This window comes from Alistipes provencensis (assembly GCF_900083545.1).
Taxonomy (GTDB): Bacteria; Bacteroidota; Bacteroidia; order Bacteroidales; family Rikenellaceae; genus Alistipes; species Alistipes provencensis.
On record NZ_LT559262.1, the window covers coordinates 2,399,699 to 2,423,584 of the forward strand.

The 23,886-nt window shown below is 61.3% G+C and carries 13 protein-coding genes, 1 pseudogene and 1 riboswitch; of the genes and pseudogenes, 2 read left to right on the forward strand and 12 right to left on the reverse strand.

Features of this window, described 5'->3' with window-relative positions:
* Positions 1 to 14: 14 nt before the first annotated feature.
* Positions 15 to 1,490 carry a rhamnulokinase gene (locus tag BN5935_RS09375; RefSeq protein WP_064975880.1) on the reverse strand — a complete coding sequence of 492 codons (1,476 nt, stop codon included), beginning with the start codon at positions 1,488 to 1,490 and terminating at the stop codon, positions 15 to 17.
* A 189-nt stretch (positions 1,491 to 1,679) separates the two neighbouring features.
* Here BN5935_RS09375 and BN5935_RS09380 point away from each other — a divergent pair, with 189 nt between their 5' ends.
* Complete coding sequence (locus BN5935_RS09380; RefSeq protein WP_064975881.1) at positions 1,680 to 2,612, forward strand: helix-turn-helix domain-containing protein; 933 nt, start codon at positions 1,680 to 1,682, stop codon at positions 2,610 to 2,612.
* A gap of 35 nt (positions 2,613 to 2,647) precedes the next feature.
* Positions 2,648 to 5,278, forward strand: coding sequence for a family 78 glycoside hydrolase catalytic domain (locus BN5935_RS09385; RefSeq protein ID WP_064975882.1), 2,631 nt, complete (start codon positions 2,648 to 2,650; stop codon positions 5,276 to 5,278).
* Positions 5,279 to 5,346: 68 nt separating this feature from the next.
* Here the strand turns inward: BN5935_RS09385 and BN5935_RS09390 are convergent, their stop codons facing one another.
* The 11 genes and pseudogenes from BN5935_RS09390 to BN5935_RS09440 form a co-directional block, all read right to left on the reverse strand.
* Positions 5,347 to 7,083: a PKD-like domain-containing protein gene (locus BN5935_RS09390; protein WP_064975883.1), complete on the reverse strand. Its 1,737-nt coding sequence runs from the start codon at positions 7,081 to 7,083 to the stop codon at positions 5,347 to 5,349.
* A gap of 108 nt (positions 7,084 to 7,191) precedes the next feature.
* Positions 7,192 to 7,407: riboswitch (cobalamin riboswitch) on the reverse strand.
* A gap of 66 nt (positions 7,408 to 7,473) precedes the next feature.
* Entirely contained in the window at positions 7,474 to 8,748 is a 1,275-nt protein-coding gene (locus BN5935_RS09395) for a hypothetical protein (RefSeq protein WP_064975884.1), read from the reverse strand.
* Between the two features lie 21 nt (positions 8,749 to 8,769).
* Complete coding sequence (locus BN5935_RS09400; protein ID WP_235821063.1) at positions 8,770 to 10,575, reverse strand: glycoside hydrolase family 71/99 protein; 1,806 nt, start codon at positions 10,573 to 10,575, stop codon at positions 8,770 to 8,772.
* A 26-nt stretch (positions 10,576 to 10,601) separates the two neighbouring features.
* Positions 10,602 to 12,221: an Ig-like domain-containing protein gene (locus BN5935_RS09405; RefSeq protein WP_064975886.1), complete on the reverse strand. Its 1,620-nt coding sequence runs from the start codon at positions 12,219 to 12,221 to the stop codon at positions 10,602 to 10,604.
* A gap of 31 nt (positions 12,222 to 12,252) precedes the next feature.
* Positions 12,253 to 13,122: a ComEC/Rec2 family competence protein gene (locus BN5935_RS09410; RefSeq protein ID WP_064975887.1), complete on the reverse strand. Its 870-nt coding sequence runs from the start codon at positions 13,120 to 13,122 to the stop codon at positions 12,253 to 12,255.
* Positions 13,123 to 13,126: 4 nt separating this feature from the next.
* Positions 13,127 to 15,205, reverse strand: coding sequence for an alpha-galactosidase (locus tag BN5935_RS09415; protein ID WP_064975888.1), 2,079 nt, complete (start codon positions 15,203 to 15,205; stop codon positions 13,127 to 13,129).
* A gap of 11 nt (positions 15,206 to 15,216) precedes the next feature.
* Positions 15,217 to 17,304: a glycoside hydrolase family 36 protein gene (locus BN5935_RS09420; protein WP_082944093.1), complete on the reverse strand. Its 2,088-nt coding sequence runs from the start codon at positions 17,302 to 17,304 to the stop codon at positions 15,217 to 15,219.
* Between the two features lie 31 nt (positions 17,305 to 17,335).
* On the reverse strand, positions 17,336 to 19,312 hold the full coding sequence (locus tag BN5935_RS09425; protein ID WP_064975889.1) for an Ig-like domain-containing protein: 1,977 nt from the start codon (positions 19,310 to 19,312) through the stop codon (positions 17,336 to 17,338).
* Between the two features lie 35 nt (positions 19,313 to 19,347).
* Entirely contained in the window at positions 19,348 to 19,926 is a 579-nt protein-coding gene (locus BN5935_RS09430; RefSeq protein WP_394330947.1) for a D-sedoheptulose-7-phosphate isomerase, read from the reverse strand.
* Positions 19,927 to 19,940: 14 nt separating this feature from the next.
* Positions 19,941 to 20,943: pseudogene (locus tag BN5935_RS09435) on the reverse strand (ROK family protein).
* Positions 20,944 to 20,982: 39 nt separating this feature from the next.
* The gene (locus tag BN5935_RS09440) at positions 20,983 to 23,391 is read right to left on the reverse strand and encodes a glycoside hydrolase family 2 protein (protein ID WP_064975891.1); all 2,409 of its coding nucleotides are present in this window, start codon (positions 23,389 to 23,391) and stop codon (positions 20,983 to 20,985) included.
* Positions 23,392 to 23,886 lie beyond the last annotated feature (495 nt).

Consider the following 23,886-nt stretch of genomic DNA (forward strand, 5'->3'; position numbering starts at 1 on the left):
TTTGGTGTTTTAAGTTATTTTACAATCGTTTTGAAGCGTGTGTATGCGGCGTCCCACGCAGCGGTGTCGCCCGGGGTGAAGCTCTCGGCGGGGATGCAGCGGGCGATCAGCGAACGCATCTGCTGGAGCGTGTCGACGCACCCTGCGGCCCGGGCCTGAAGCATGATGTTGCCCACGGCGGTGGCCTCCGAAGGGCCTGCCGTCACGGGAATCCCGAGCGAATCGGCCGTGAACTGGTTCAGCAGGGCGTTTTTCGAACCGCCGCCGATGACGTGGAGACGTTCGATCTCGAACGGGGCCAGCGAGCGGAAGCGGTCGAGGACGAAGCGGTATTTGAGTGCGAGGCTTTCGAAAATGGCGCGGATTGTTGCGCTGTCGCCGTCGGGCACGGGCTGTCCCGTGCGCTCGCAGTAGGTGCGGATCGCGGCGGGCATGTCGCCCGGAGCGGCGAACGAGGCGTCGTCGGGGTCGATCATCGTCCGGAACGGCGCGGCCGCGGTGGCCATCTTCACGATCTCGGGGTAGGTGTAGTCGCGTCCCTCGTCCTTCCATTTCCTGAGGCACTGCTCCAGAATCCACATGCCCGTGATGTTCTTCAGCAGGCGGGTCGTACCCTCCACGCCGCCTTCGTTGGTGAAGTTGTAGCGCTCGGTCTGCTCGTTGATGAAGGGTTCGCGGACCTCGATGCCCATGAGCGACCATGTGCCCGACGAGAGGTAGGCGAAGCGCTCGTTAGCGGCCGGTACGGCGGCTACGGCCGAAGCGGTGTCGTGGCCCGCCACGGCGACTACGGGTAGCTGCGGCACGCCGCAGGCGGCGGCCAGTTCGGCGCGGAGCGTTCCGATCCGGTGGCCCGGCATCACGATCGGGGGGAAGAGTTCGGCCGAAAGGCCCATCTTCTCCAGCAGGCGTGCTTCGATGCGCTTCGTGCGGGGATTCAGCAACTGCGAGGTCGAGGCGATGGTGTATTCGGTGACCATCTCCCCGGTGAGCAGGTATGACAGGGTGTCGGGCATGAAGAGCAGCCGCTCGGCGGCGGCCAGTTGCGACGAATGGTCGCGCTGCATGGCGTAGAGCTGGTAGAGCGAATTGAAGTTCATGATCTGGATGCCCGTGTCGCCGTAAACCTCCTCTTTGGGAAGCACTTTCGAGAAGTACTCCTCGGGAGCGCCGGCGGTGTGCGGGTCGCGGTAGGCGTAGGGGAGTCCGAGCAGCGAGCCGTCCTTGCCGACGAAGGCGAAGTCGACGCCCCATGTGTCGATGCCGACCGAGGTGATCTCGACCCCTTCGCGGGCGGCGGCGCGCAGGCCCTCGCACAGATGTTCGTAGAGCGAGAAGATGTTCCAGTAATAATGATCGCCCAACGGCAGGATGGTATTCGGGAAGCGTGTCAGTTCCTTGAGGACGAGCTCTCCGTCCCGGAGCGAGCCGAGGATGGTGCGTCCGCTGGTGGCCCCCAAGTCGAAGGCGACGAAGTGTTTGGGTTGCATGTTTCGGTTTGTGATTTTTGGGTTGTACAAAAAAACTCATTTTTTTGCCGTTTCGACGTTGTAATATGATGGATGACTTTTGTTTTTTGATTTTTCTGCCGGTTTGCCTCCGGAGGGGGTGACGTCGGTCGCGGATTTTTATATATATTTGTATAACCAAACCACTTTCCCGTTTCAGTAACCTGACGTATGAAACCTGTAAACAATCATAAGTATCTGGTGAGCAGCGAAAAAGACCAGACTTGGGGCATCACGGTCGACACCGTGGGCAGCGAGTCCGTCGCCGCCGGCTACGAGACCTATCCCCCGCGGGTCGGACACCCCTCGGGTTTCTATTTTGACGTTGGAAAAGGGCGTGTGCTGGAGAGCTACCAACTGCTCTACATCACCTCGGGCCGCGGCTCGTTCTACGGCCCCGGCCGCAAGCGCACCGACATCGGGGCCGGGGACATGGTGCTGCTGCGTCCCAACCGCTGGCACAGCTACATGCCCGACCGTGAAACGGGGTGGCACGAGTACTGGATCGGCTTCCGCGGTCCGAACGTCGACGCACGCTTCCGCAACGACTTCTTCGACGACAGCCGCGAGGTGTTCCGCGTGGGGGTCCGCGAGGAGATCACGGCCCTCTACGACAAGGCCATCGAGGTGGCCGAGAACGAGCGCTCCTCCTACCAGCAATACCTTGCCGGCATCGCCAACCTGCTGCTGGGCATGGCGATGTATTACCATTCGAACCACCAGTTCGTGTCGCTCGACGTGGTGGGGCAGATCGACCGTGCGCGGCGCATCATGCGCGAGGAGCTCTACGCCAACATCTCGCCCGACGAGGTGGCCCGGCGGGTGAACATGAGCTATTCGTGGTTCCGCAAGATGTTCCGCGACTACACGAACATCTCCCCGGCGCGCTACATGCAGGAGCTGCGCCTGCAGGAGGCCTGCCGCCTGCTGTCGGGAACGGCCATGAGCATCAAGGAGATCGCCTTCCGGCTCAACTACGGCGACGCTTCCTATTTCTCCAACATGTTCCGCCGCCACCTGCGGATGACCCCCATCGAATACCGCCGACGCTTCGGTGTCGGCAGCGACGGTTTCAGTGCGGCCGGAGGTGAGCATGAAGCCTGAAGAATCTGTAAAACCCCAATAAATTTTCTGACCCGATGAATGTTGTGAATTTTAGAAACGCCGTCCGCTGGTTCGTGCTGTGCTGCCTGCCGCTGCTGGCGGGCTCCTGCGGGAAGCGTTCCTCGATCGCCGACATGCGCTGCGAATACCTCGCCTCGCCGATCTCGGTCGACACCCAGTCGCCCCGCTTTACATGGACTTATGAAGATGCCGACGCTTTCGCGCAGGCCGGCTTCCGGCTGTGCGTAGCCACGGCTCCCGAAAAGCTGGTCGTTCCCGATGTCTGGAACTCCGGGGAGGTCGCCGGCAGCCGTCCCTTTGCCGTGATGCCCGACGGCGGGCTGCTCGCCTCGCGGACCCCTTACTACTGGCAGGTCGAGGCGTGGGACGCCGACGGACGGCGGATCGTCTCGCCCGTCGCGGAGTTCGAAACGGCCCTGATGAACACCTCCGAATGGCAGGCCCGCTGGATTTCCGACGCCAACGACAAGGATTTCGTTCCTGCGCCGATGCTGCGGCGGGCATTCGACGTGCGGTCCGGTGTCGAGCGCGCCCGGCTCTATGTGAGCGCCGCGGCCTATGCGAAGACGGCCCTGAACGGCGAACCCGTCTCGGGGAACCTCCTCGACCCGGGCTACACCCATTACGACAAGCGTAACCTCTATGCCGTGCACGACGTTACCGACCGGCTCCGCGAGGGCGAGAATGTCCTCTCGGCGGTGTTGGGCAACGGATTCTACAACGCCATCCAGCCCGTCGCCACATGGAGTTTCGAGGTGGCCCGCTGGCGCGGACGTGCGCGGATGATCTGCGAACTGCACATCGACTATGCCGACGGCACGCACGAGGTCGTCTGCTCCGACGGTTCGTGGCGCACGACGGCCGACGGCCCCTACCTTTCGAACAACATTTACAGCGGCGACGTCTACGACGCCCGCCGGGAGATTTCCGGCTGGGACCGCCCCGGATTCGACGATTCGAAGTGGGCGCAGGCCGTCGAGGTCGCGGCTCCCTCGCCGCTGCTGAAAGCCCAGTCGATGCCCGCCGTCCTCGCCACGCGCGAAATGGAGCCCGTCGAGGTCCGTTCGTTCGGCGATACGGTCTGGGTGTTCAATTTCGGCGTCAACCTTACGGGCCTCTGCCGCCTGCAGGTCGAGGGTGAGCGCGGCACGCAGATCACGATGACCCACGGCGAGTTCCTGAAACCCTCGGGTCGCATCGAGATGCGCAACCTCGATATCTACTACAAGCCTCTGCCCGGCTACGATTTTCAGACCGATACCTATATCCTGAAAGGCGATGGCCGCGAGACGTGGACGCCCGATTTCACCTACCACGGGTTCCAGTATGTGGAACTGCGGTCGAGCGCTCCGGTGAAACTCGACAAGACGAGCCTCACGGCGCGTTTCATGCACACCGACGTGCCTGCGGTCGGGAAATTCTCCTGCTCGAACGGGCTGTTCAACCGCATCTGGGAGATGACCCGCCAGACCTATCTCAACAACCTCACGTCGATCCCCACCGACTGTCCCCAGCGCGAGAAGAACGGCTGGACGGCCGACGGCAATCTGGCCATGGAGCTGGCGCTGCTCAACTATGACGGGATCGCTTTCTACGAGAAGTGGCTCGACGATTTCGTCGACAACCAGAACGAGGCGGGACGCATTGCGGGCATCATTCCCACGGCCGGATGGGGTTACGACGACTGGATCGGCCCGGTGTGGGACGCTTCGGCCTTCATGATTCCCTATACGCTCTATAATTATTACGGCGACCTGCGCCCCATCGAGAAGATGTGGCCCGTCTGCGCACGGTACCTCGACTACCTCGCCACGCGCGAAGAGGCCGACGGCGGCGTGACCTACGGCATCGGCGACTGGGTATTCTACCATACGCAGACTCCGACCGACTACACCTCGACCTGCTATTACTATTACGACAACGTGCTGATGGCCCGGTTCGCCGAGTTGCTGGGCCGCGACGGCGAACGTTACGCCCGCAAGGCCGAACAGTTGCGCGAACTGATCAACACGAAGTACTACGATGCCGAAAAGGGCCTCTATGCCAACGGTTCGCAGGCCGCGCAGGGCGTGGCGCTCTACATGAATATCGTTCCCGAGGGCGATGCGCAGCGTGTGGCCGACAACCTCGACCGCATGATCGCCGAGAACAACTATTTCCTCGATTTCGGGACCATCGGCAGCAAGACCGTGCTGCGCATGCTCACCCGCTACGGTCATGTCGAAACGGCTTACAGGATGGCCTCCCAGACCGAGGCGCCTTCGTGGGGCTGGTGGGTCAGCCAAGGTTTCACGACGCTAGCCGAGACGTGGACGCTTTCGCCCGAGTGGCGCGACGCCTCGATCAATCACGTCTTTCTGGGCGACGTCGCCGCGTGGTATGTCAACGATCTGGCGGGCATCAACTTCGATCCGGCGGCTCCCGGGTTCGAACGCATCGTCATCGCTCCCCATTTCGTCGGGGCGCTCGACTGGGCCGCGGCATCCTACGACTCGGTGCGCGGCGAAATCCGCTCGGAGTGGCGGCGCAGCGGCGGCCGCGTGACGCTGAAGGTCACCGTACCGGCCAACACGACGGCCGACATCCGGATCGACGGTGAGACCGTCGCCACGGTGGCCGGCGGTGTTCATGAATTCAGGTTCTGATACACCCGGCTGAAAAAGAGCGGCAGACTTCGGAAAGTCTGCCGTTCTTTTTTGTTTCGGGGGCCTTGTCAGAGGTTTTCGTCCTCGAAAGCGAACACCTCGGTCGAGACCTCGCCCAGCGGTCCGGAGTTCTGGCTGATGCCGGTCTGGACCTTGATGAAGTCGATGTATTTGAGGTTGGCGGCGCTGCCGTCCGCATTCACCGCGTTGGCGATCTTGAAATAGTTTTTGCGCTGGTCGCCGTCGGAGACATTTCCCGCAGCCTGATCGCTGCCTGCATTGTCGGCATAACCCCAGTCGTAGGGGTTGTTGTAGTAGTCGCCCGTGATCGGATGGCGCGTCGTGTTGGCGGCCAGCCGCGTGCCGTAGAGCGTGTAGCTCTCCATGTCGATCCACCCCGGGTAGTAGCCCTGCTCGTGGCTGCTGTTCCGCTCGACCGTGCCCGCGTTGCCGCGGTTGTCCTTCCATTGGATGCCCGTATTGTCGCTCTTCGGGCGGTAGTAGGTCATGGCGTAGGACGTGAGCGTCTCCGGCTTGCCGTATTCCGAACCTTTGAGCTCGTACCATTCGTCGTCGGGAAGCCCGTTGCCGTTGGTGTCCTGCATGACCCATACGATGCCCGGTTCGGACGACTGGGCGAACTGGTTGCCCGCGATCGAGAAGTCGTTACCGCCCTTGTTTTCGATGCTGTGGTCGAAGCCCACGACGATATAGCCGCCCCATGCCCCCAGCGACACATAGTAGTTCTTTTTCTCCCCGGCGTTTTGCCGGAGCAGTTCCTGAGCTTTGGATGCGGCGGCGTCCGCCGAAGTGATGTCTTTGAAAACGCTTTCGTTGATGAACTGTCCCGGCGCCGGGGTGTATTCGTAGACCTTGTCCGAAAACCGACTGGTTCCGCCGGAACGCTTGTGCGACATTTCGTCGCCGCAGCAGGTCACCACGGCGGTGGCCGTCGCGGTCTCTCCGTCGTCGTCGGTAACCTTCACCGTGACCGTATATTCTCCCTCGGCCGCAGGGGTGAAGGCAAAGACCTCTTTGTCCCCTTTTTCGGGCCGGTCTTTTACGGTCCATTCGAACGTCGGATTGTGGAAATGTTCGAGGACGGGACGCAGATAGAGCGTGCGGTCCTGCGATACGTTCCGGGCACCTTCCTTGCCGAACCGGAGGGAGGGCGCCGGGAAAACGGCTGTTACCGTGAAACGCTCCACGACCCGGATCGTGATGCTCTCCGGTTCGGATTTGCCGTCCTCGTTTTCCGCATTGAGCGTCAGTTGAAAATTGGCCAATTCTTCCGGCGTGAACGTGTAGGTGGCGTCGGTCCCCACCGTTTCGCCGTCGAGCGTCCACACGAAGGTCGCTCCGTCGCCGTTGGCGATCGTGGGGGCGATCGTGGTTTCACGGCCGATCTCCACCTCCATCACCTTGTCGTCGCCGACGGGGAACGAGATCACCGGGGGTTGCAGCCGGTTGACCTCGATGCGCAGCTCCTCCGAGGCCGATCCGTTCGGGTTCTCGACGCGGAACGTGAGGTAGTAGACGCCCGCTTCCCGGGCCTCGAACGTGAAGGTCGGGCCGGAGCCGGCCGGTTCGTCGTCGAGGAGCCATGTGTAGACGGCGCCTTCGGCGTTCCCGACCGTCGGGGCGATCGTCACCGATTTGCCCACTTTTACCGGGTAGACGCCTTCGGGATTGTCCAGCGTGATGACGGGTTTGGCCCCGCCGTCGGTGATTACGCCGTCCTTGTTGCAGGATGCGAGCAGTGCCAGAAAGAGCGCCGCCGTTGAAAAACAGAGATTCCGGATCATATGGTTTGCCATTTTTACAGTCGTATGCGCTGGGGTCCGGGACGATATAGACTGAACGGGAACGCTGTACGACGAGGCTGCCATTCGATCTCTGCCCGAAACCCGCGGGTGCGAATCCATGTCAAGGCAGGTCTTCTGACTCGTCCCTGTTGCCGCGCCTTCCCGGCTTTTGAGCCAGTGGCAGCGAATGCGGCAACCGTCGTCTCCCGCAGAGGGGAGGGGACTTACAGCAGCAGGTACTGTTCCGGATTCTCACCGGATTCCCTTTTCATCGGCCGGGGCGCGTGCTGCGCCCGATCCGAAACCTTGCGGGGGCAAAGATACGGGAAAATCCGTAAAAAGCCGCATCGTTGTGCGGCTTTTTACGGATTCCGGTCGTGGAGGCGGAGCCTACCACATGTAGAGCACCATGTCGCCCGGGTCGAGCGTCAGCGTGCGCTGGTCGTTCGAGGCGAGCTGTACGGAGCCGTCCTTGCGGATGCGGCGTACATGCGGCTGCGTGCCGATGTTGAGGTAGCATTTTTCGTTGATGCTGGTGTTGACCACCATCATGAAGTGGTAGTCGTGGTTCTCGAAGAACGAAACGCACGCCGTGTTGGTGTCGCGGCCTACCGACAGTTCGGTGATCTCGGCGGGCAGTGCGCCCAGCGCATGGGTGTCCAGCGGCAGCGGGGTGCCCATGTGGTAAACGCCCGTCACCTTGTTGCCCTTGAATACCCATGCCAGCCGCTGTACCTCGTCGAGCAGCGACTTCACGAGGTCGTAGGTCTCGGTGCGGGTGCCGTCCTCGGCGATCGGGCCGTTGCGGTATTTCCAGATTTCGGGGTCGGCCACCGTCGGAGTCCAGTAGGTGAAGCACTGAAGGGCCTGTGTGCCGTAGGCGAGGTTGCTGTAAGCCTGAAGGCGCAGGTCGTCGAGGGTCGGCTGCGGGTAGCTGGTGTGGGGTACGGTGAGCATGAAGCTCCAGAACTCCATTCCCGAGCGGAGCGCCCGGTCGCGGACGATCTCCAGACACTGATACCATTCGCCGAGGATTTGCCGCGGACTGTCCGCGACGTTCGGGTCCTTGATGATCGGGTATTTGTCGAACGAGAGGAACGTGATTTCGGGAACCTCGGCCATGTAACGGTCGATGTACTCGTTGTAGTCCTTCACGCCGAGGGCCGCATAGTGCTCGGGGCCGCCCGTGGGGAAGATGTTGGCATAGCAGATGTGGTTTCTGTCCACATGCTGGATGTCGGACATCATTTTGGACATGTTTGCGAACTGCGTCGGGTGGGGTTCGTCCATGACGAAGTATCCGGCCAGCGCAGGATGGCTCTTCAGCCGGTTTACGGCATCGAGACGCTTGCTTTCCGTATAGAGTTCATCGCACTCGACGATAAGCTTGATATTGGTTTTGGCGGCGTAGTCGAGGCACTTGAGGGCTGTCTCGACGTTGCCCATGCGCGAATAGTTGAGCGTGATGCCCATCTGCTCGGCCTCTTGGAAGCGCTCGACGCTGGCGAACGACGAACGCACGCCGTGCCATGCCACTACGGGAATCTTCTCCGAGGCGGGGATTTGCGTGGGGTAGTCGTTCGATTTGCCGCCGTCGTCGTCCTTGCAGCCGGCAAGGGCTGCGAGCGATCCGGCGATCAGGGCGGTCATAAGGAGATGTTTCATGGTTGAATTGAGGTATTGGGATTAATACTTGAAGATGTAACGGTAGCGGAAGCGGTCGCCCGGGGCCGAATCGCCGTCGCGCATGCATTCGCGGATGTCGCCGTCGGCGACGGCGTTGTCGATCCACTTGAAATCGACCGTGAAGTCCCTCACATCGGTGATGCCGAGCTCCGAGAGCGGGATGGCGATCTCCATCTGGTTGCCCGAGACGGCGTAGTCGACCGTCGCGGCCTCCTCCCAGTCCCAGCCGCCCTTCGAACGCTGGAGCGTGGTCCGGTTCTCGCCGACGACCCGGTTGTTGACCACCCATTGGAATCCTTCCCACGCGGGAGCCGTACTGCCCTTCACCGAGATGAAGAGCCGCATCCAGTTGCGGTCGGTGCGGGGCGTGATGGGTTCGGCGGTCTCCACATGGAAGAAGAGCGACTTGCAGTCCGTGGCGACCTTGGCATAGCAGATGTCGTTGCGCCCGGTGTTGTTCGTGAGGCTGATGTTCTTGTAGCCGAAGCCCCAGTGGTTGCGCGGCCGGGTGTCGCCCTTGTAATCCTTGTAGCGGGTTCCGAGGTCCGTCCAGTCGTCGAACTTGCCGTCGACGGCGATCTCGTGAATCTCCTTTACCGGCTCGACCGGCGTGACGCCCTTGTAGCGGCGCACATAGTCGGCCATATAGTAATAGTAGACGTCGGTGAAATCGTCGGCGCAGGGCTCGATGTCGCGGCTGAACTCGTGGTTGTAGCAGTCGATGAACGTGGCGCCCGTGTTTCCCTGACGCTGGGCCACCCACTCGTTCCATCCCGTGAGGAAGATCAGGTCGGGGTCGCATTCGAGGGCCCGTTCGAACTGCTGTTTGAAATAGGTTCCCGCGGCGCGCTGTTCGGCCGTGGGGTTCGCGGGCTGGTGGCCGCCGTAGCCGTTGGGCGAATTGCCCGTGTAGCTGCGGCCGATGTTCCAGACCGGGTGGCTGGCCACCATGACGGGCATCTCCTCCTTCACGTTGCGCTGCGGCGAAAATTCGCCCCATGCCCAGCGGTTCGTCCCGTCGCCGTACCAGTTGCCGCCGTAATTGTACTGGGTGTCGAACCACGCGTAGCGGAACGTGAGGCGGCTGGCAACTCCGTTCCCGTAATCCCCGGGAGGTGCGAGAAGCAGCGGTTTGCCGTCGAGTTCATACCACAGGCGGTCGTAGTCGCTGTTGCTGTAGAGCGTCAGCAATTCTTTGACCACCGGGGCGGGGTTCGTGTTGAGGATGAACGATATCTGCGGCCGGGGATTGCCTTCGCGCATCATCTGGACATAGACGTCGCAGAGCGTTTTGACCACCGGAAGGTAGGCGTAGCCGTTCGTCACGTCGATGAAGATCACGTCGACGCCTGCTTCGGAAAGCATCTGGGCGTGGCGGCGGATTATCCATGTGTCGTTGGAAACGTAGTAGTCCAGATAGGGCTTGCCCCAATGGTGCATGGCGCCTCCGGGACCGAAGGGGATGTCGGCCGGGTTGCTGTGCCCCTTTTCCAGTTCGCTGATGTCGTAGGGCGACCGGGTGTCCGTGGCTTTCGGCGGGATGATGTCGCCGCCGAAATAGTCGCCGACGTCGTAGCCGTGGGCGCCCAGCCAGATGAAGTAGAAGATGCCGACTTTCTTGTCACGCAGCGTCTTATGGCGGTAATCGAAAGCGATCTCTTTGCCTGCGGGGTCGATCGCTACCAGCGATTCGTTCCCGTATGTAACCACCTCGCCCGGTGTCGGTCCCGGATCGGGACCGGGGTCGGAGCCGGATTTCGAGCAGGCGAACAGGGCGAGCAGGAGGAACGGGATGGTTTTTCTCATCATTTTGTCAGTCGTTTTTTAAGGTTCTATTGCGGAAACTGCACTTCGAACGTGATCAGCAGTCCCCGGTGGTCGCTGGGCCATACGCCGCCCACGGGTTCGATCAGCTCCTCGGCCTTATTGACGAACTGGTCTTCGATGATGGCGCTCTTGGAGATCATCGCCGAGGGACCCATGATCTGGGCCTTCTTGGGGGCGAACTTAGCATCGGGACGGTAGTAAACGAAGTCGATGCGGTCGCGCTCGTCGGCTTCCGCGGCCCACTGGGTCTCTTTCCGGGCGTCCCTGTTGTGTACGGGCCACGTCACGGCCGGATGGGTCGCCGGGTCGGGATAGACCGTCCGGTAGGCATCCTGCATGCCGTCGGCGTAGCAGACTGTCGAGATGGGCCATGCCACCACGCAGCCGTTGTGCTCGTACTTGTCTTTCATGGCTTCGGTCCAGTCGAGGTGCGAGGGCTGGTTGAGGTCGCCGCCGAAGATGCAGAGGCGTCCCTGCGCTTGCTGGGTCTTGGTGTCGGCCGTGAGGTCCTTGGCAATCTGCGTGCGGCCCGACAGTTCCTCACGTTCGAGGATGAAATCGACGTCGGTGATCGGTCCGTCGGTGAGTTTGTCCCAGCCGTAGGGCGAGGAGCCGTCGCCGTAACCGCGCGGCAGGTAGCAGGCGTAATACATGTGGTAGGCGTGCGAGGCATAGATGGCCATCTGCTGTCCGTAGAAGTCGATCACCGTGCGGTAGAACCACGGGCTGTTGTTCACGGCGTCGGTTGAGAGCACCTGATGGCGCGTCAGCAGGCCGCGGGTGCCGCTGCCTCCCTTGCAGGTATAGGTGTAGCGGATGCCGGTGCGCTTGTACAGTTCGGCGGCTACGGCGCTCAGGATCGTGCGTGCGTTATCCTCCGAGGTGAATTCGCAGAACGATGCGGCGTCGGGTTTCAGTTCGGCAAGCTGCTTGATAAGCGCCTCCTGCCCGTTGTTGACATTGGCAATGCCCTCCCAGAGATTGAGCTGCAGGAACGTGAATTCGCGGACAGCGGCGGGCGAATAGACTTCGATGTCGCAGTTGGCGCTGACCGATCCGAGCGTTGCCGAGATGACGGCGCGCCCCTCGGCGACGCCCGTGATGCGGCCGTTCTGGTCGACGGAAGCCACTGCGGTCTTGTCGCTCGACCAGACGACGGGACCCTCGACGGTCGCATTCTCGGGAACGAGTTTCGCCGTGAGGTCCAGCGTCTTGCCTTTGGCGATGGCGGCGATCGGGATCGAAATTTCGATCTTTTCGAGCGCGATGGGTGCGGCGACTACGGTGACCTCGCATGAAGCGGTCACGTCGCCGCATTTGGCCCTGACGGTCGTTGTACCGGCGGCGACGCCCGTTACCGTTCCGTCGTCGTCGATCCGGGCGGTCTTCGAATCTTCGCTCGACCAGCGGAGACCTTCGATCGAGGCCGTCTCGGGCGTGGCCGCGGCGGTCAGCTTGGCGCTCTGTCCGGCCGTCAGCGTGAGGGGCGACGGCGCGATGGTGATTGCCGTCAGTTTGTCGGGATCGGCGGGCGTTTGGCCCGATTTGCTTTCCGAACACGATACGGTGACTGCCAATGCACTCAGGCAGACCAGCATCGCGTAACGCAGAATGTTGCTTTTCATGGTTTATGGTGTTAGGTTCTTTTTTGTTCGGTTATTCGATCTTCACGAGTCCCTGCCAGGCGCAGTGGTGCTCGGTGATCCCTTTTTCGTCCATCCAGCGGCGGGTCTCGGGGGTCTTCATCCACGCCGTGTCGTAGCCTTCGCCCACGTCGTTGTTCCAGACCCACAGGGGCGTGGGCCAGAGGCAGGCGCGGAAGCGGACCGTGCGGTAGAACTCTTCGCGGACCCCCATCTGCCCGTGGTGGGCCATCTGGATGTAGTCGCAGTCGAGTTCCTTTTGCGGAACGCTGCGCAGCAGGCGGTCGCCGCTCTCCTCGCCCGTGTCGGCGAGCATCAGCAGCGATTTGCGCTTGTCCCAGAGCCGCAGCACGATGCTGGCGTTGTTGTAGGCGTTGACCAGCGTCGCGGGGTCGTTGACCTGCAGGACTTTGAGATGCAATCCGTCGAGACGCATTTCCCGGCCCGGCTTTGTGAGGTTTTCGACGTGCAGGCCCGAGGCCGCGAGTGCTTCGAGGTAGGCGTCGGCCAGCTTCCGGCGGTTGAGGTCGGTGTCCAGTTGCGCGTCGCTCATCGGCGACTGCCAGACGGTCCCGATTTCGATGCCGCCGGGGGCGCGCAGAATCTCGGTGAGGGCGCCCATGTGGTCGACATGGGGATGCGTCACAAACCACCACTCCACGCGGTTGCCCAGCGCCGCGAGGAAGCCCCGCAGGTAGGGGGCGTCGGCCGCCGTGCCGCCGTCGATCACCACGACGCGCCCTGCATCGGTGCGGATCACATAGGAGTTCATCTGCGAGGGCCCCTGCGGAGGCAACTGCCAGAGCGTGAAGCCCGGGCGCGCGGCCCACGACTGAAAACAGCCTGCGGCGAAGAACAGCGAAAGGAGCAGTTTGCGCAGCATGGTTTTACTTTTTACCGTATTTAATCAGCAGCGACGAGCGCGGCTGTCCGATGCTCATGGTGAAACCGTCCATCAACTGCCGGCCCGTGGCCTCCACGCGGTCGTCGTTGTCGGCGTTCTCCAGCACATAGGTCGCTTCGGGCTCCAGCCCGCGGAAGCGCACGACTTTCTGTTCCTCTGTCGAGAGGTCGCGGCGGAAAGCCACCACATAACCCGTCTGGTCCGAGGGGCGCAGGAGCTGATAGGCCAGCCAGATGTCGTCGCCCGTCATGTCGCCGTAACCCGTCAGCGGGTAGAAATCCTCGTAGAAGTAGGGGCGCACGGCGGCGAACTCGGCCATGCGGCGCTGCATCTCGGGGATCGACGCATCGGCGTTCGATATCTTCCAGTTGTAGATGATCGTGGCGCTGAGGCTCGAGCGGAAGGTGAAGGCGTCGGATTTCTGCGTGCCGGTCCCGTGCACGGGCAGCCACATGTTCAGCCCGTAGGTGTGGCACTGGTAGCCGATCGGCTCGCCGTAGTTGTAGTCGGTGCGCCAGAGCGGTGCCGACCGCGAGGTCGATTCGAGGTCGATGCGGCGGCCTCCCGAGGCGCAGTTGTCGATCAGGAGCCCCGGAAACTCGGCCCGCAGGTAGTCCCAGAAGGCGTAGAGCCCCTCGATGTAGCGGATTTCGCAGATGCCCACACGGTCGGGCTGGTCGTTGGCGTACCAGAAACCCTCGGGGTCGATGTTGAAATCCTGCCGGTAGTAGTCGATGTTGTTGTCGCGGATGAGCCGGGCGATCTGCTCGCAGAACCATGTGCGGGCCACGGGGTCGCCCAAGTTGAAAAGGAACGAATCGACGCTTCCGCGCTTCACCCAGCCCGGCTGGGCGGCTTTGCCGCTGGCGTCGAGCATGAACTCGGGGTGCTGCATGGCCCAGTCGGAATCCTTCATCACGCGCTCGGGCTCGAACCATACCATGAACTTGCAGCCGGCGCGGTGCACCTCGTCGCCCACGGGACCGAGGCCCTGCGGGAAGCGCACGCTGTCCACCGACCAGTTGCCCACGGTGTTGGCCCAGTTGTAGCCGTTCTTCCAGTCGGCGGCCTTGCTGTACCATCCGGCGTCGAGCCAGAAGACCTGAGGCAGCAGGCCGAACTGCTTGTAACGTTTCACGAGCGCCGTGGCGTAATCGGCCGTCATGCAGGTGTATTCGTTGCAGGGGGCGGGATCGCCGTAGTTGAAGCTCGAACAGATCGGGAATACGGCCGGCTTGCCGTCGGCCGTGGGGTGGTGGTGGGCCAGCAGGAAGCGGCGCAGGAGGTTCTGGCCGTCCATGCGGTCGTCGCCCTGCCACAGGAGCATGGCCGTCGAAGGAGTGCGGATCTCCTCGCCCGGAAGCAGGTAAGCGGACAGGTTCTTCATGCCGGTCGCCACGCTGACGGCGTTCTCCGCCGGGCGTGCGATGTCGGCTTTCCAGTTACCGGTCCATCCGATGGCTACGACCATGCCTCCCGTGGGCAGTTGGACGTTGAAGAAAGGAAAGGCGTGCGACGACGAGCGTCCGCCCTGCGGGTGCATCGAGTGCACGTCGCCCACGGCCAGTTCGCGCGAACGGGCGTGGAAGTCGGCTTTCGAGACGTGGCTTCCGTCTGCGTAGTGGAGCAGATAGGTCCCCTTGGCCGTCGATTCGGGGGTGATGTCCACGACCTTCACCTGCTCGATCTTCGGGGTGTTCCCGCCGGAGGTGTTGCGGAAGCGGAGCACCCACTCCATGGCGTTGAAGTCCGCGAAGGTCTTCACGCGGCACTCGACGGCGAGCCCCGTCGCGGGGTCGGTATAGGTGTATACGCGCTCGGTGACGTTCCGCTCCGTTGCGGGAAGCGTCTCGGCGGCGTATTTCCATTTGGCGATCGTCTTGCCCGAGGGTATGCCCCCGTAGACGAACGAGAAGGGCGGCACCTTGCCTTTGGCGAAAGCCCCGGCGACCCATTTTTCACATTCGGCGCCCTTGGCGGGGATGCGCAGACGCGACTGGGCGGAGGTCTGTACGGCGGTCAGCAGGAGTGTTGCAAGCAGCAGTCTGAATAGGTATTTCATGGCTTAAGGCGTCAGTTTTTGCGGTATTTTATCAGCAGCGAGCTTCGCGGGTTGTCGAGGCGGAGCGTCAGCCCCTCGGTCAGTTCCCGGCCGCTGCGAACGGTTTCGGCCTGCGTGTCGCAGTCCACGAGGGTATAGGAGGCGTCGGGCGCGAGTCCGCCCAGACGCACTATGTATTCCGCGTCGGGAGCGTCCTGACGGCGGAAGGCGACCACGATGCCCGAGCCGTCCGACGGACGGTGCATCTGGTAGGCCAGCCACACGTCGGAACCCGTGAGGTCGCCCGTTCCCGAGAGCGGATAATAGTCTTCGTAATAATATTCGCGGATGTCGCGGTATTCCTTGATGCGCTGCTGCATGTCGAGGACCGAAACGCCCGGCTCGGTGACTTTCCAGTTGCACTGGAGCGCCGACGAAAGGCTCGAGCGGAACGAATACTGGTCCGGCAGCAGGATGCCCGTGCCGTGTATCGGCAGGAAGAAGTTCAACCCGTAGGTATGGCACTGGTAGCCGTCGGGGTCGTCGTAGTGGTAGTAGTCGCTGCGCCAGAGGGGTGCGCTGCGGCCGATGGATTCCCAGTCGAGGCGCTTGCCGCCCGAGGCGCAGTTGTCGATCAGCAGGCCGGGGAAGCGGTCCAGCAGGTAATCCCAGAATTTGTAGAGGTTTTCGATGTGGCGGATCTCCTTGATGCCGCTGCGTCCGGGCTGGTCGGCATCGCGCCAGTAACCGGCCGGGAGCATGTTGAAATCCTGACGGTAGTAGTCGATCCCGTTCTCTTCGATCAGGTCGCCGTAGTATTTGCAGAGCCAGTCGCACGCCGCGTCGTTGCCCAGATCGAACAGGTACCACGTCGACTGCTCCGAGCCTTCGGGCCACTGGGTGTCGAGCATCCACTCCTTGTGTTCCGTGGCCCACTGCGTGCCTTTCACGACGCGCTCGGGTTCGAACCAGACCATGAATTTGGCGCCGGTTTCATGCACGGCGTCCGATACGGGTTTCAGTCCCTCGGGGAAACGCTCCCGGTCGACCGTCCAGTTGCCCGTGGTGTTGGCCCAGCTCTTGCCGTGCCGGAAATCCCCGGCTCCGGTGTGCCATCCGGCGTCGAGCCAGAAGACGTCGGGCGTCAGTTCGAACATCGAGAAGCGGCGGACCATGGCGATGGCCCAGTCGGCCGTCAGGCACGAGTATTCGCCGCAGGGCTGCGGGTCGCGGTAGTTGAAGGCGCTGCAAAGCGGGTAGAAAGGCTTGCCGTCGACCTTGCGCGAGTGGTGCGCGAGGATGAGGCGGCGGAAACAGTTGTGGCCGTTCATGCGGTCGCCGCTCCAGAACATCAGGGCGACCGAGGGCGTGCGGATCTGCTCGCCCGGATAGAGGTAAAGATCGGTGTTCAGCATGCCCGCGGCCAGCGTCAGGCGGTTCGGGTCACGCTTTTCGAGGTCGGCGAACCACGTTCCGGTCCAGCCGACGGCGACCATCACGCCCTGCCGCGAAGCTTCGGATTCGAGGTTGAAGAAGGGGAAAGCCTCCTCCGACGAACGTCCTCCGTGGGGTTCGATGTGCAACGGCTGCTCCGTGCGGAACTCCGCGGTGCGGGGCGCATAGTCGGCCTTCGAAATCTTGTTGCCTTCGGCGTAGTGGATTTTCAGCGCTCCGGCGGCGGGGTAGACCATGTCGAAATCCGCGACCTTCACGCGTGTGAGCTGCCCGGAATTCTCAGCCGACGTATTGCGGAAATGCAGCACCCATTCCACGGCCCGGAACTCGGGGTATCCTTTGACGTCGCAGACCACTTCGAGTCCGCTGCGGGGGTCGGTGTAGGTGAACGTGCGCAGGACGACATCCTTGCCTGCGGATGCGGGCGCCGTGCGGCTCCAGCGCCACGAGCGGAGGAACTCCTCCGACGGCTTCTCGTCCAGAATGAACGAGAACGGCGGCAACTGGCCTTTGGCGAAGCGTTGGTCGATCCAGCGGGCGATGTCTGTTTGGTCGCCTTGCATCTGCAAACGCACCTGCGCTGACGCCGGGATTGCTCCCAGCGCCAGCAACAGGGCACTTGCCAAGGCGATGATGGTACGTCGGTAATTGATTACGGGTTTCATCGTCTGTTTTCAGGGTTTGTAATTCGGGTTGTTATTCATAATCCTGCTCTGCGGCACAGAGGTCGTCGATCGTAGTATGCGTGTGCTTGATTTTGACACCGCCGCCGTCATAACCCTCCTCCGCATAGCTCCAGTCGCTTACGGTAAAGCCGTCCTTCAGTGCCTGAATCACGGGGTTGTTGTTCACCCACTTGTTATAACTCTCTTTCTGCACCTGCTGGCCATCTACTGTTTTCTTGTTTTCGTTGTTGTTAGCATCTGACAGGTTTCTGTACCAGTAGTGCTCGACGTCAATATGGCGTTTGCGGCCTTCGGCTTCGGCTGCCGTCGCCCATGTGATCGTGAAGTCCTCCTTGTTTTTGAGGATGTACATGTAGGGGAACCACGAGTCGGGACGCTGGCTGTTATAACCTTCGCCCAGAGCGTTGTTCAGCAGGCGTGCCCGTTCGATCTTGTTGCCGTCGAGCCAGAGCTGACGCAGGCGGCCGCAGTTCGAGATGTCGATCTCCTTGAGTTTGTTGTTCTTGGCGCTGATCGAATAAACGACGAGCATGCGGTCTTTGTCCGAACTGTCGCCGTTGGCCGTGCCGAGGTTGATGCCTTCGAGCTGGTTGCCGTCGAGTTTCAGTTCGTGCAGGGCGATGCAGTTGCGCAGGTCGATGGTTCCGGTGAGCGACTGCGATGAAAGGAACATCTGCTTCACTTTGCAGGCGTGTTCGTCATCGGTATAGGTGCCGAAATTGATGCTTGCGATCTTGTTGAGCCCCGATCCTGCATCGCCCCAAGCATGCAGCAGCGTGGCGTTGGGGAACAGGGTCATGTCGAGCGACTCGATCGATGAATTGGCGACATAGACACGGTCTACGCTCGTCAGGGGGCCATAGAGGTCGGTCAGCGGTTTGATCGACGTAACGCCCGTCGCATAGGTGAGGTCCAGCGTCGTTGCGGTAAAGCCGGCGAGGGCGGCATCCTTTTTCCAAACCCGGAACTCTTTGGTTTCCTCGTTGTAATCGACGATCTTGCCCGGCATGTAACCGCGGCGGGTGATGCCCTCCTCGTTGGCACGCATGGAGGCGTCGGTGGGTACGACCTCATCCTCTCCGGTCAGGTAGTAGCCCAGATGATAGGGAATGGCCACGAACTGATCGTCGGGGTGCAGATAGGCCTCGGCCTGCTTCGCTCCGCCGCGCAGGACGGTCAGCTTGTAGGAGCGGTCGCGCGATGCGGCGGCAGGGAGTTCGAACGTGGCGTTCTGGGCGGTGATATTGGCTACGTCGGCTTCGGCGCTGTACTCCTCTCCGGCAAGGGCTTCGATCTTCACTTTGTCGCCGGCTTTGAATCCTGCGGCGGTCATCGTGACGGTGTTGCCCTGAATTGCACTCAGGTAGGGTACTGTGATGCCTTCTATGGCGGGACTCGACACGGTCACCTTGCAGGTGGCGACTTTCTCGTCGACGGTCACGGTGATGTCGGCCGTACCCTCGGCAACGGCCGTTACGGTACCGTCGTCGGCGATGGTGGCGACTGCCTTGTTGCTCGAATCCCACACGGCTTCCTGATTGGTGGCGTTTTCGGGGGTGATCGTGTAGGTCAGTTTCTCGGTCTTGCCCACGAAGAGCGGCATCTCGGTTTTCGAAAGTTCGATCTTCTCGACACGGATCGGAGCCGGGGTGACGGTAATGACCGCTTGGCCGTTCTTGCCGCCGCAGAGTGCCATAATTACAGCTTCGCCTTCGGTAACACCGGTTACGACGCCCGTCGCTTCATCGACCGTGGCGACATTCTCGTCGCGGGATTTCCATTTTACGGTCTTGTCCGAGGCATTTTCGGGCAGGATTTCGGCTTTCAGGGTGAGGGTGGTTCCTGCGACGACGCTGCCGGTCGCCGGGGTGACTTTGACTTCGGTGACGGGAACTTGCTCGTCATCTTTCGTGTCGTCGTCGCTACACGAGACGGCGACCATTGCAAATGCCGTCAGGACGGCAATGGCGGAAAAGATTTTTTTCATAATAGGTTGGAATTTAAGGTGAGAGTCTTGTCGAATCAAAATCCGAGCTCCTTTTCGAGGGCCTCGATCACGATGTGGATAACTTTGATGTGTATCTCCTGAATGCGGTCCGAATGGGGCGTGCGGGGCGCCTGAAGCACTACGTCGGCCATTTCTGCCAGCCGGGTGGGACCCTCGGCGGTCAGCGCCACGACCTTCATGTCCAGACGGCGGGCCGTTTCGGCCGCGGCGACGATGTTCTGCGAGTTGCCGCTGGTCGAGATGGCCAGCAGTACGTCGCCGGGTTTGCCGAACGCCTCGACCCAGCGGACGAAGATATCCCCGAACGAGAAGTCGTTGCCCACGCAGGTCATGTAGGCCGGGTCGTTGATGGCCATGGCCGCCAGCGGGCGGCGGTTCTCGCGGAAACGTCCGGTGAGCTCCTCGGCGAAATGGGTGGCGTCGCACAGCGAGCCGCCGTTGCCGCAGCTCATGATCTTGCAGCCGTTGCGGAGCGCTTCGGCCATCGTGTCCACGATCGCCTCCATCGTCGGAAGGGTCCGGGGCGAGGCGAGGAAATCCGCCAGCGCGTCGTTCGCCTCACGGAGGCTGTGTTCAATAATCTGCCGTTTCATCTTCATGCGTATTTTTATGCGTTGGCGGCCACCGACAGCGCGGCGTAGTCGCCGATCGCCTCGCCCAGCGCCGCGGGCACCACGCGGCAGACGCGCCGGGCGTGGGAGAGCGCCTCGCGGGCGATGACCTCCTCCATGGGCGTGGGAGAGCGCCTCGCGGGCGATGACCTCCTCCATGTAGGGTTTTATCAGGCTTTCGTTGCGGGCGTAGATGCTGCCGATGACGATCATTTCGGGGTTGATCAGGTCGATGACGATCGACAGCCCTTTGCCCAGATAACGCGCCGAGGTGCGGTAGATTTCCAACGCTAGGGCGTCGCCTTCCGCAGCGGCCTGAGCCACCAGCCGGGCGTCGATCTTGTCGGGATCGCCCTCGGGGCACCACGCGACCTTTTCACCCATCTGCAGGCGCTCCTTCACGGCGAACTGCGCCAGTTGGCGAATGCCGCCGCCGCTGCAAAACCCTTCGAACGAGCCGCATTTGCCGTAGCCCACGGGCCCGAAGTCGCTCAGGCGGATGTGTCCCAGCTCCCCGGCGTTGTCGTTGGTCCCGGTGTAGATGCGTCCGTCGAGGATCAGCCCGGCGCCGAGTCCCGTGCCGAAGGTCAGGAAGATCATGTTCCGGGTGCCTGCTCCGGCGCCGAACTGCCACTCGGCCAATGCGCAGGCGTTGGCGTCGTTGTGGATGGCGGTGCGGATGCCGAACTCCTTTTCGAAGATTTCGACGATGGGGATGTTGTCCCAGCCCGGCAGGTTGGGCGGCGACATCACCACGCCCGTGCGGCTGTCCAGCGGGCCTCCGCAACTGATGCCGATGGCCCGGGTGTTGCCGGCTTCGAGGCCGTGGCGCCCCATCACGTTGCGGACGCAGGTTTTGAGCTGTTCTATGGTCCGGGTGACGTCGGAGGTGCGGAAACACTCCTTGTCGAGTATCGTTACCCGGTTGCCCTCCTGCTGTCCGTAGGTGACGGCGCATTTGGTGCCTCCGATGTCGACGCCGATGATATTCTCTTTCATGTTCGTTGTAGCCATTTTGAGAGGTAAAGAGGTATTTATTCAGAGATCGTATATGTTCGTTTTGCGAAGCAGTTTGCGGTATTCGTCCAGCTTGAACGGCGCATTGCCGTAGAGGTAATGGTTTTTGAACGACCCTTCGGGCGTCGTGTACTCGATCAGCAGGATGCCCTGACCCTTCATTTCGGGCAGGCGGGCGATCTCCGCCCGGGCATTCTCCCCAACGGTGTAGCTGCCGCGGAAAATCTCGCGTCCCGTGGCCACGTCGCTGACGCGGATCGTGCCGTTGGCGGCGCTGCGCGTGTCGTTGGTGGCGACGAGCGGGTGGCTGCCGTCCGCGGCGTCGTTGACCAGCACGCAGACGTTGCGCTGCACGTTGCGCAGGAACCAGTAGGCCATCTTGGGCGAGAAGTAGTAGTCGACCACGGCGTCCGAGATCAGGGGCCATCCGTCGCGGATGTTCCACCACAGGATGCCGGTCTTCGGGGCGAACTTGTTGCCGCGGTAGATCTCGACGAAGAATTTCATGGCCTCGGCCTGCACCGACTGCGATGCGAAGATGAAATCGTCGAGTTTGGTCGGCACCTCTCCGAAGAGCAGGCGGACTTGGTTAATCATCAGATTGTTGCGCTCGGGCGTGTAGCCCCACTCCTTGAAGATGCGAACGGCCTTGGTGAGCCAGTCCTCGTTCCAGCGGAACTCCTTCTTGTCGGTCCACGGGTAGACCGTTTCTGCCGGGAACATCTTTTCGAGGCTCGACCGGTTGGGCATTCCGTGGTAGCCGATCTCACTGACGAAAAGGCAGTTGGCAGTGGTGTAGAACGGGTCTTTGTAGTAACCGCGGGGTCCCCACAGGTGATCCTCCGGAAGCTGCTGTACGGCATATCCGTTCCGGTAAACCTCTTCGCTCAGGTAAGGCGACGAGGGGAGGTAGCTGCGCGTGGGATCGAGTTCGTAGAGCACCATCGGGATCACCTGACGTGAGATGACGTCGCGGTTGGGGTCCATGCGGAACGGGGCCAGCAGGCCGAATGCGAGGGTCTGGTCGTTCTCGTTGTTGCCCGACCAGAGAGCGATCGAGGGGTGCGAACGCAGTTTCATCACCACGGAGGTGACTTCGCGTTCGATGGCGCGCGAGAACTCCTCGCGCTGCGAGTAGAAGGTGCATCCCATGCCGAAATCCTGCCATACCATCACGCCGTTCTCGTCGCAGAGTTCGTAGAACCGGCTGTCCTCGTAGACGTTGCCGCCCCAGCAGCGGATCATGTTGCAGTTCAGGTCGGTAACCAAATCGAACGTGCGTTCCAGCCATTGCGTGTCGCGGCTGTGGAGGGCATCCATCGGAGTCCAGTTGCTGCCGCGGGCGAAAATCTTCTCGCCGTTGACGATGAAGCAGAAGCGACCCGGATTTTCGGGCGTGTGGGTAGGCGTGAGGTCGAGTTTCACGGTGCGGATACCGATGCGGCGGCGGTCGATGTCGAGCGTGTTGCCCGCCTCGTCCATCAGTTTCACCTCGGCATCGTAGAGCGCCGGTTCACCGTAACCGCGGGGCCACCAGAAATCGACGTCCTGCAGCCCGAGCAGGTGGCGTGCCGCATGCGACGTCACCTTGGCGCGGTACATGGCCACCTGCTTGCCGTTGCGGCTCAGCGAAAATTCCGTCGTGATCTTACCGTCCTGCAGGGCCGTGGGCAGTGTGATCGTATAGTCTAAAAAGACCATGGCCTGCTTGTTGGGAACGTCTACGGAGGTCGTAAACCAATGTACGTCACGCAGATGTACGGGTTTCAGCACCTCCAGTTCCACGCCGCGCCACAATCCGGCGCTCACCAGCCGCGGCATGATGTCCCAGCCGTAGGTGTGGGGTGCACGGCGCGAGTAGACCGACTCGACCTGTGCGAAATTGAAGCTGATCGTGGGTGGGATGTACTTGCGGCCTTCGATTACCGACGAACGGATGTAAACCTCCAGCGTGTTCTCTTCGCCGACGGGTTTCAGCGCCTTGGTAATGTCGAAACGATGCTCGATGAGCATGTTGTCGGCCGATCCGACCTGCCGGCCGTTGACCCAGACGTCGGCATAACAGTCGATGCCGTTGAAATTGAGTTGGATATGGTCGCCGTCGGCATGTTCGGGCGTGGTGAACGTGCGGCTGTAACGCCACTGGTAACCCTCCCACGGGCGCAGGTCGTAGACGTTGCTGCCGATCTCGGGCTGTTCGATCAGCCCCGCGGCCAGCAGGTCCAGCTCCACGTTTCCCGGAACGGTGGCGTCGATGGTTTTCATCTCGACCTGCCGGGCATCGGCAGGCGATACGATCGGGGTGTCTCCCTGAGGCCAGTAGTCGAGTCTCCATTTGCCGTCGAGCGAACTTTTCTCGCCGGCCGTCAGACTTCCTGCGGCGAAAAGCAGCGCAAGGGCGGCGGTCAGTTTGGTAAATGTCGTGTTCATATCGGATTGTCCTTTTCTTGGTTAGTATTTTCTTTACTCGATTAAGGTTTGTTATTGTGCGCTGAAAGCCGTTTTTCCGCTTTCAGGACGGCCCCGGACCACGAAAAGGTCCCTCCCGGGGTCTTTTCGTGGCCGTATAAATGCCGTTACAACAACCTAAACATCTACTTAACCGTTAAAATTCGAATGTAAAATTACCTCTTTTTTTTGAATATCAAAATTTATTACTCTGTTTTTATAGAAAATCCGCACATTTTTTTTCGCAGCTCTCCGGTTCATGGCCAATGGCCTATCTTACGGTGGTTGTGGCTCTTTAGTGTCGGGAATATTTGAAAATATTTTATTAATTAACCGGTTAGTTTATTAATGCTGATAATATATATAGGTATAATTAAAAGTCGATTTTTTTCTGTTTTTTTCTTGCAAAATCGGTAGGTGTTTCGAATTTTTACTTATATTTGTGTTGGAGAAACGGTTTTTTGACTGTCGATTGCT

Bases quoted from the DNA above. Each gene is read 5' to 3' on its own strand.
- BN5935_RS09375 (WP_064975880.1), bottom strand. From the start codon at position 1,490: ATGCAACCCAAACACTTCGTCGCCTTCGACTTGGGGGCCACCAGCGGA.
- BN5935_RS09410 (WP_064975887.1), bottom strand. From the start codon at position 13,122: ATGCTGCGCAAACTGCTCCTTTCGCTGTTCTTCGCCGCAGGCTGTTTT.
- BN5935_RS09430 (WP_394330947.1), bottom strand. From the start codon at position 19,926: ATGAAACGGCAGATTATTGAACACAGCCTCCGTGAGGCGAACGACGCG.
- BN5935_RS09400 (WP_235821063.1), bottom strand. From the start codon at position 10,575: ATGAGAAAAACCATCCCGTTCCTCCTGCTCGCCCTGTTCGCCTGCTCG.
- BN5935_RS09390 (WP_064975883.1), bottom strand. From the start codon at position 7,083: ATGATCCGGAATCTCTGTTTTTCAACGGCGGCGCTCTTTCTGGCACTG.
- BN5935_RS09420 (WP_082944093.1), bottom strand. From the start codon at position 17,304: ATGAAACCCGTAATCAATTACCGACGTACCATCATCGCCTTGGCAAGT.
- BN5935_RS09405 (WP_064975886.1), bottom strand. From the start codon at position 12,221: ATGAAAAGCAACATTCTGCGTTACGCGATGCTGGTCTGCCTGAGTGCA.
- BN5935_RS09380 (WP_064975881.1), top strand. From the start codon at position 1,680: ATGAAACCTGTAAACAATCATAAGTATCTGGTGAGCAGCGAAAAAGAC.
- BN5935_RS09415 (WP_064975888.1), bottom strand. From the start codon at position 15,205: ATGAAATACCTATTCAGACTGCTGCTTGCAACACTCCTGCTGACCGCC.
- BN5935_RS09385 (WP_064975882.1), top strand. From the start codon at position 2,648: ATGAATGTTGTGAATTTTAGAAACGCCGTCCGCTGGTTCGTGCTGTGC.
- BN5935_RS09395 (WP_064975884.1), bottom strand. From the start codon at position 8,748: ATGAAACATCTCCTTATGACCGCCCTGATCGCCGGATCGCTCGCAGCC.
- BN5935_RS09440 (WP_064975891.1), bottom strand. From the start codon at position 23,391: ATGAACACGACATTTACCAAACTGACCGCCGCCCTTGCGCTGCTTTTC.
- BN5935_RS09425 (WP_064975889.1), bottom strand. From the start codon at position 19,312: ATGAAAAAAATCTTTTCCGCCATTGCCGTCCTGACGGCATTTGCAATG.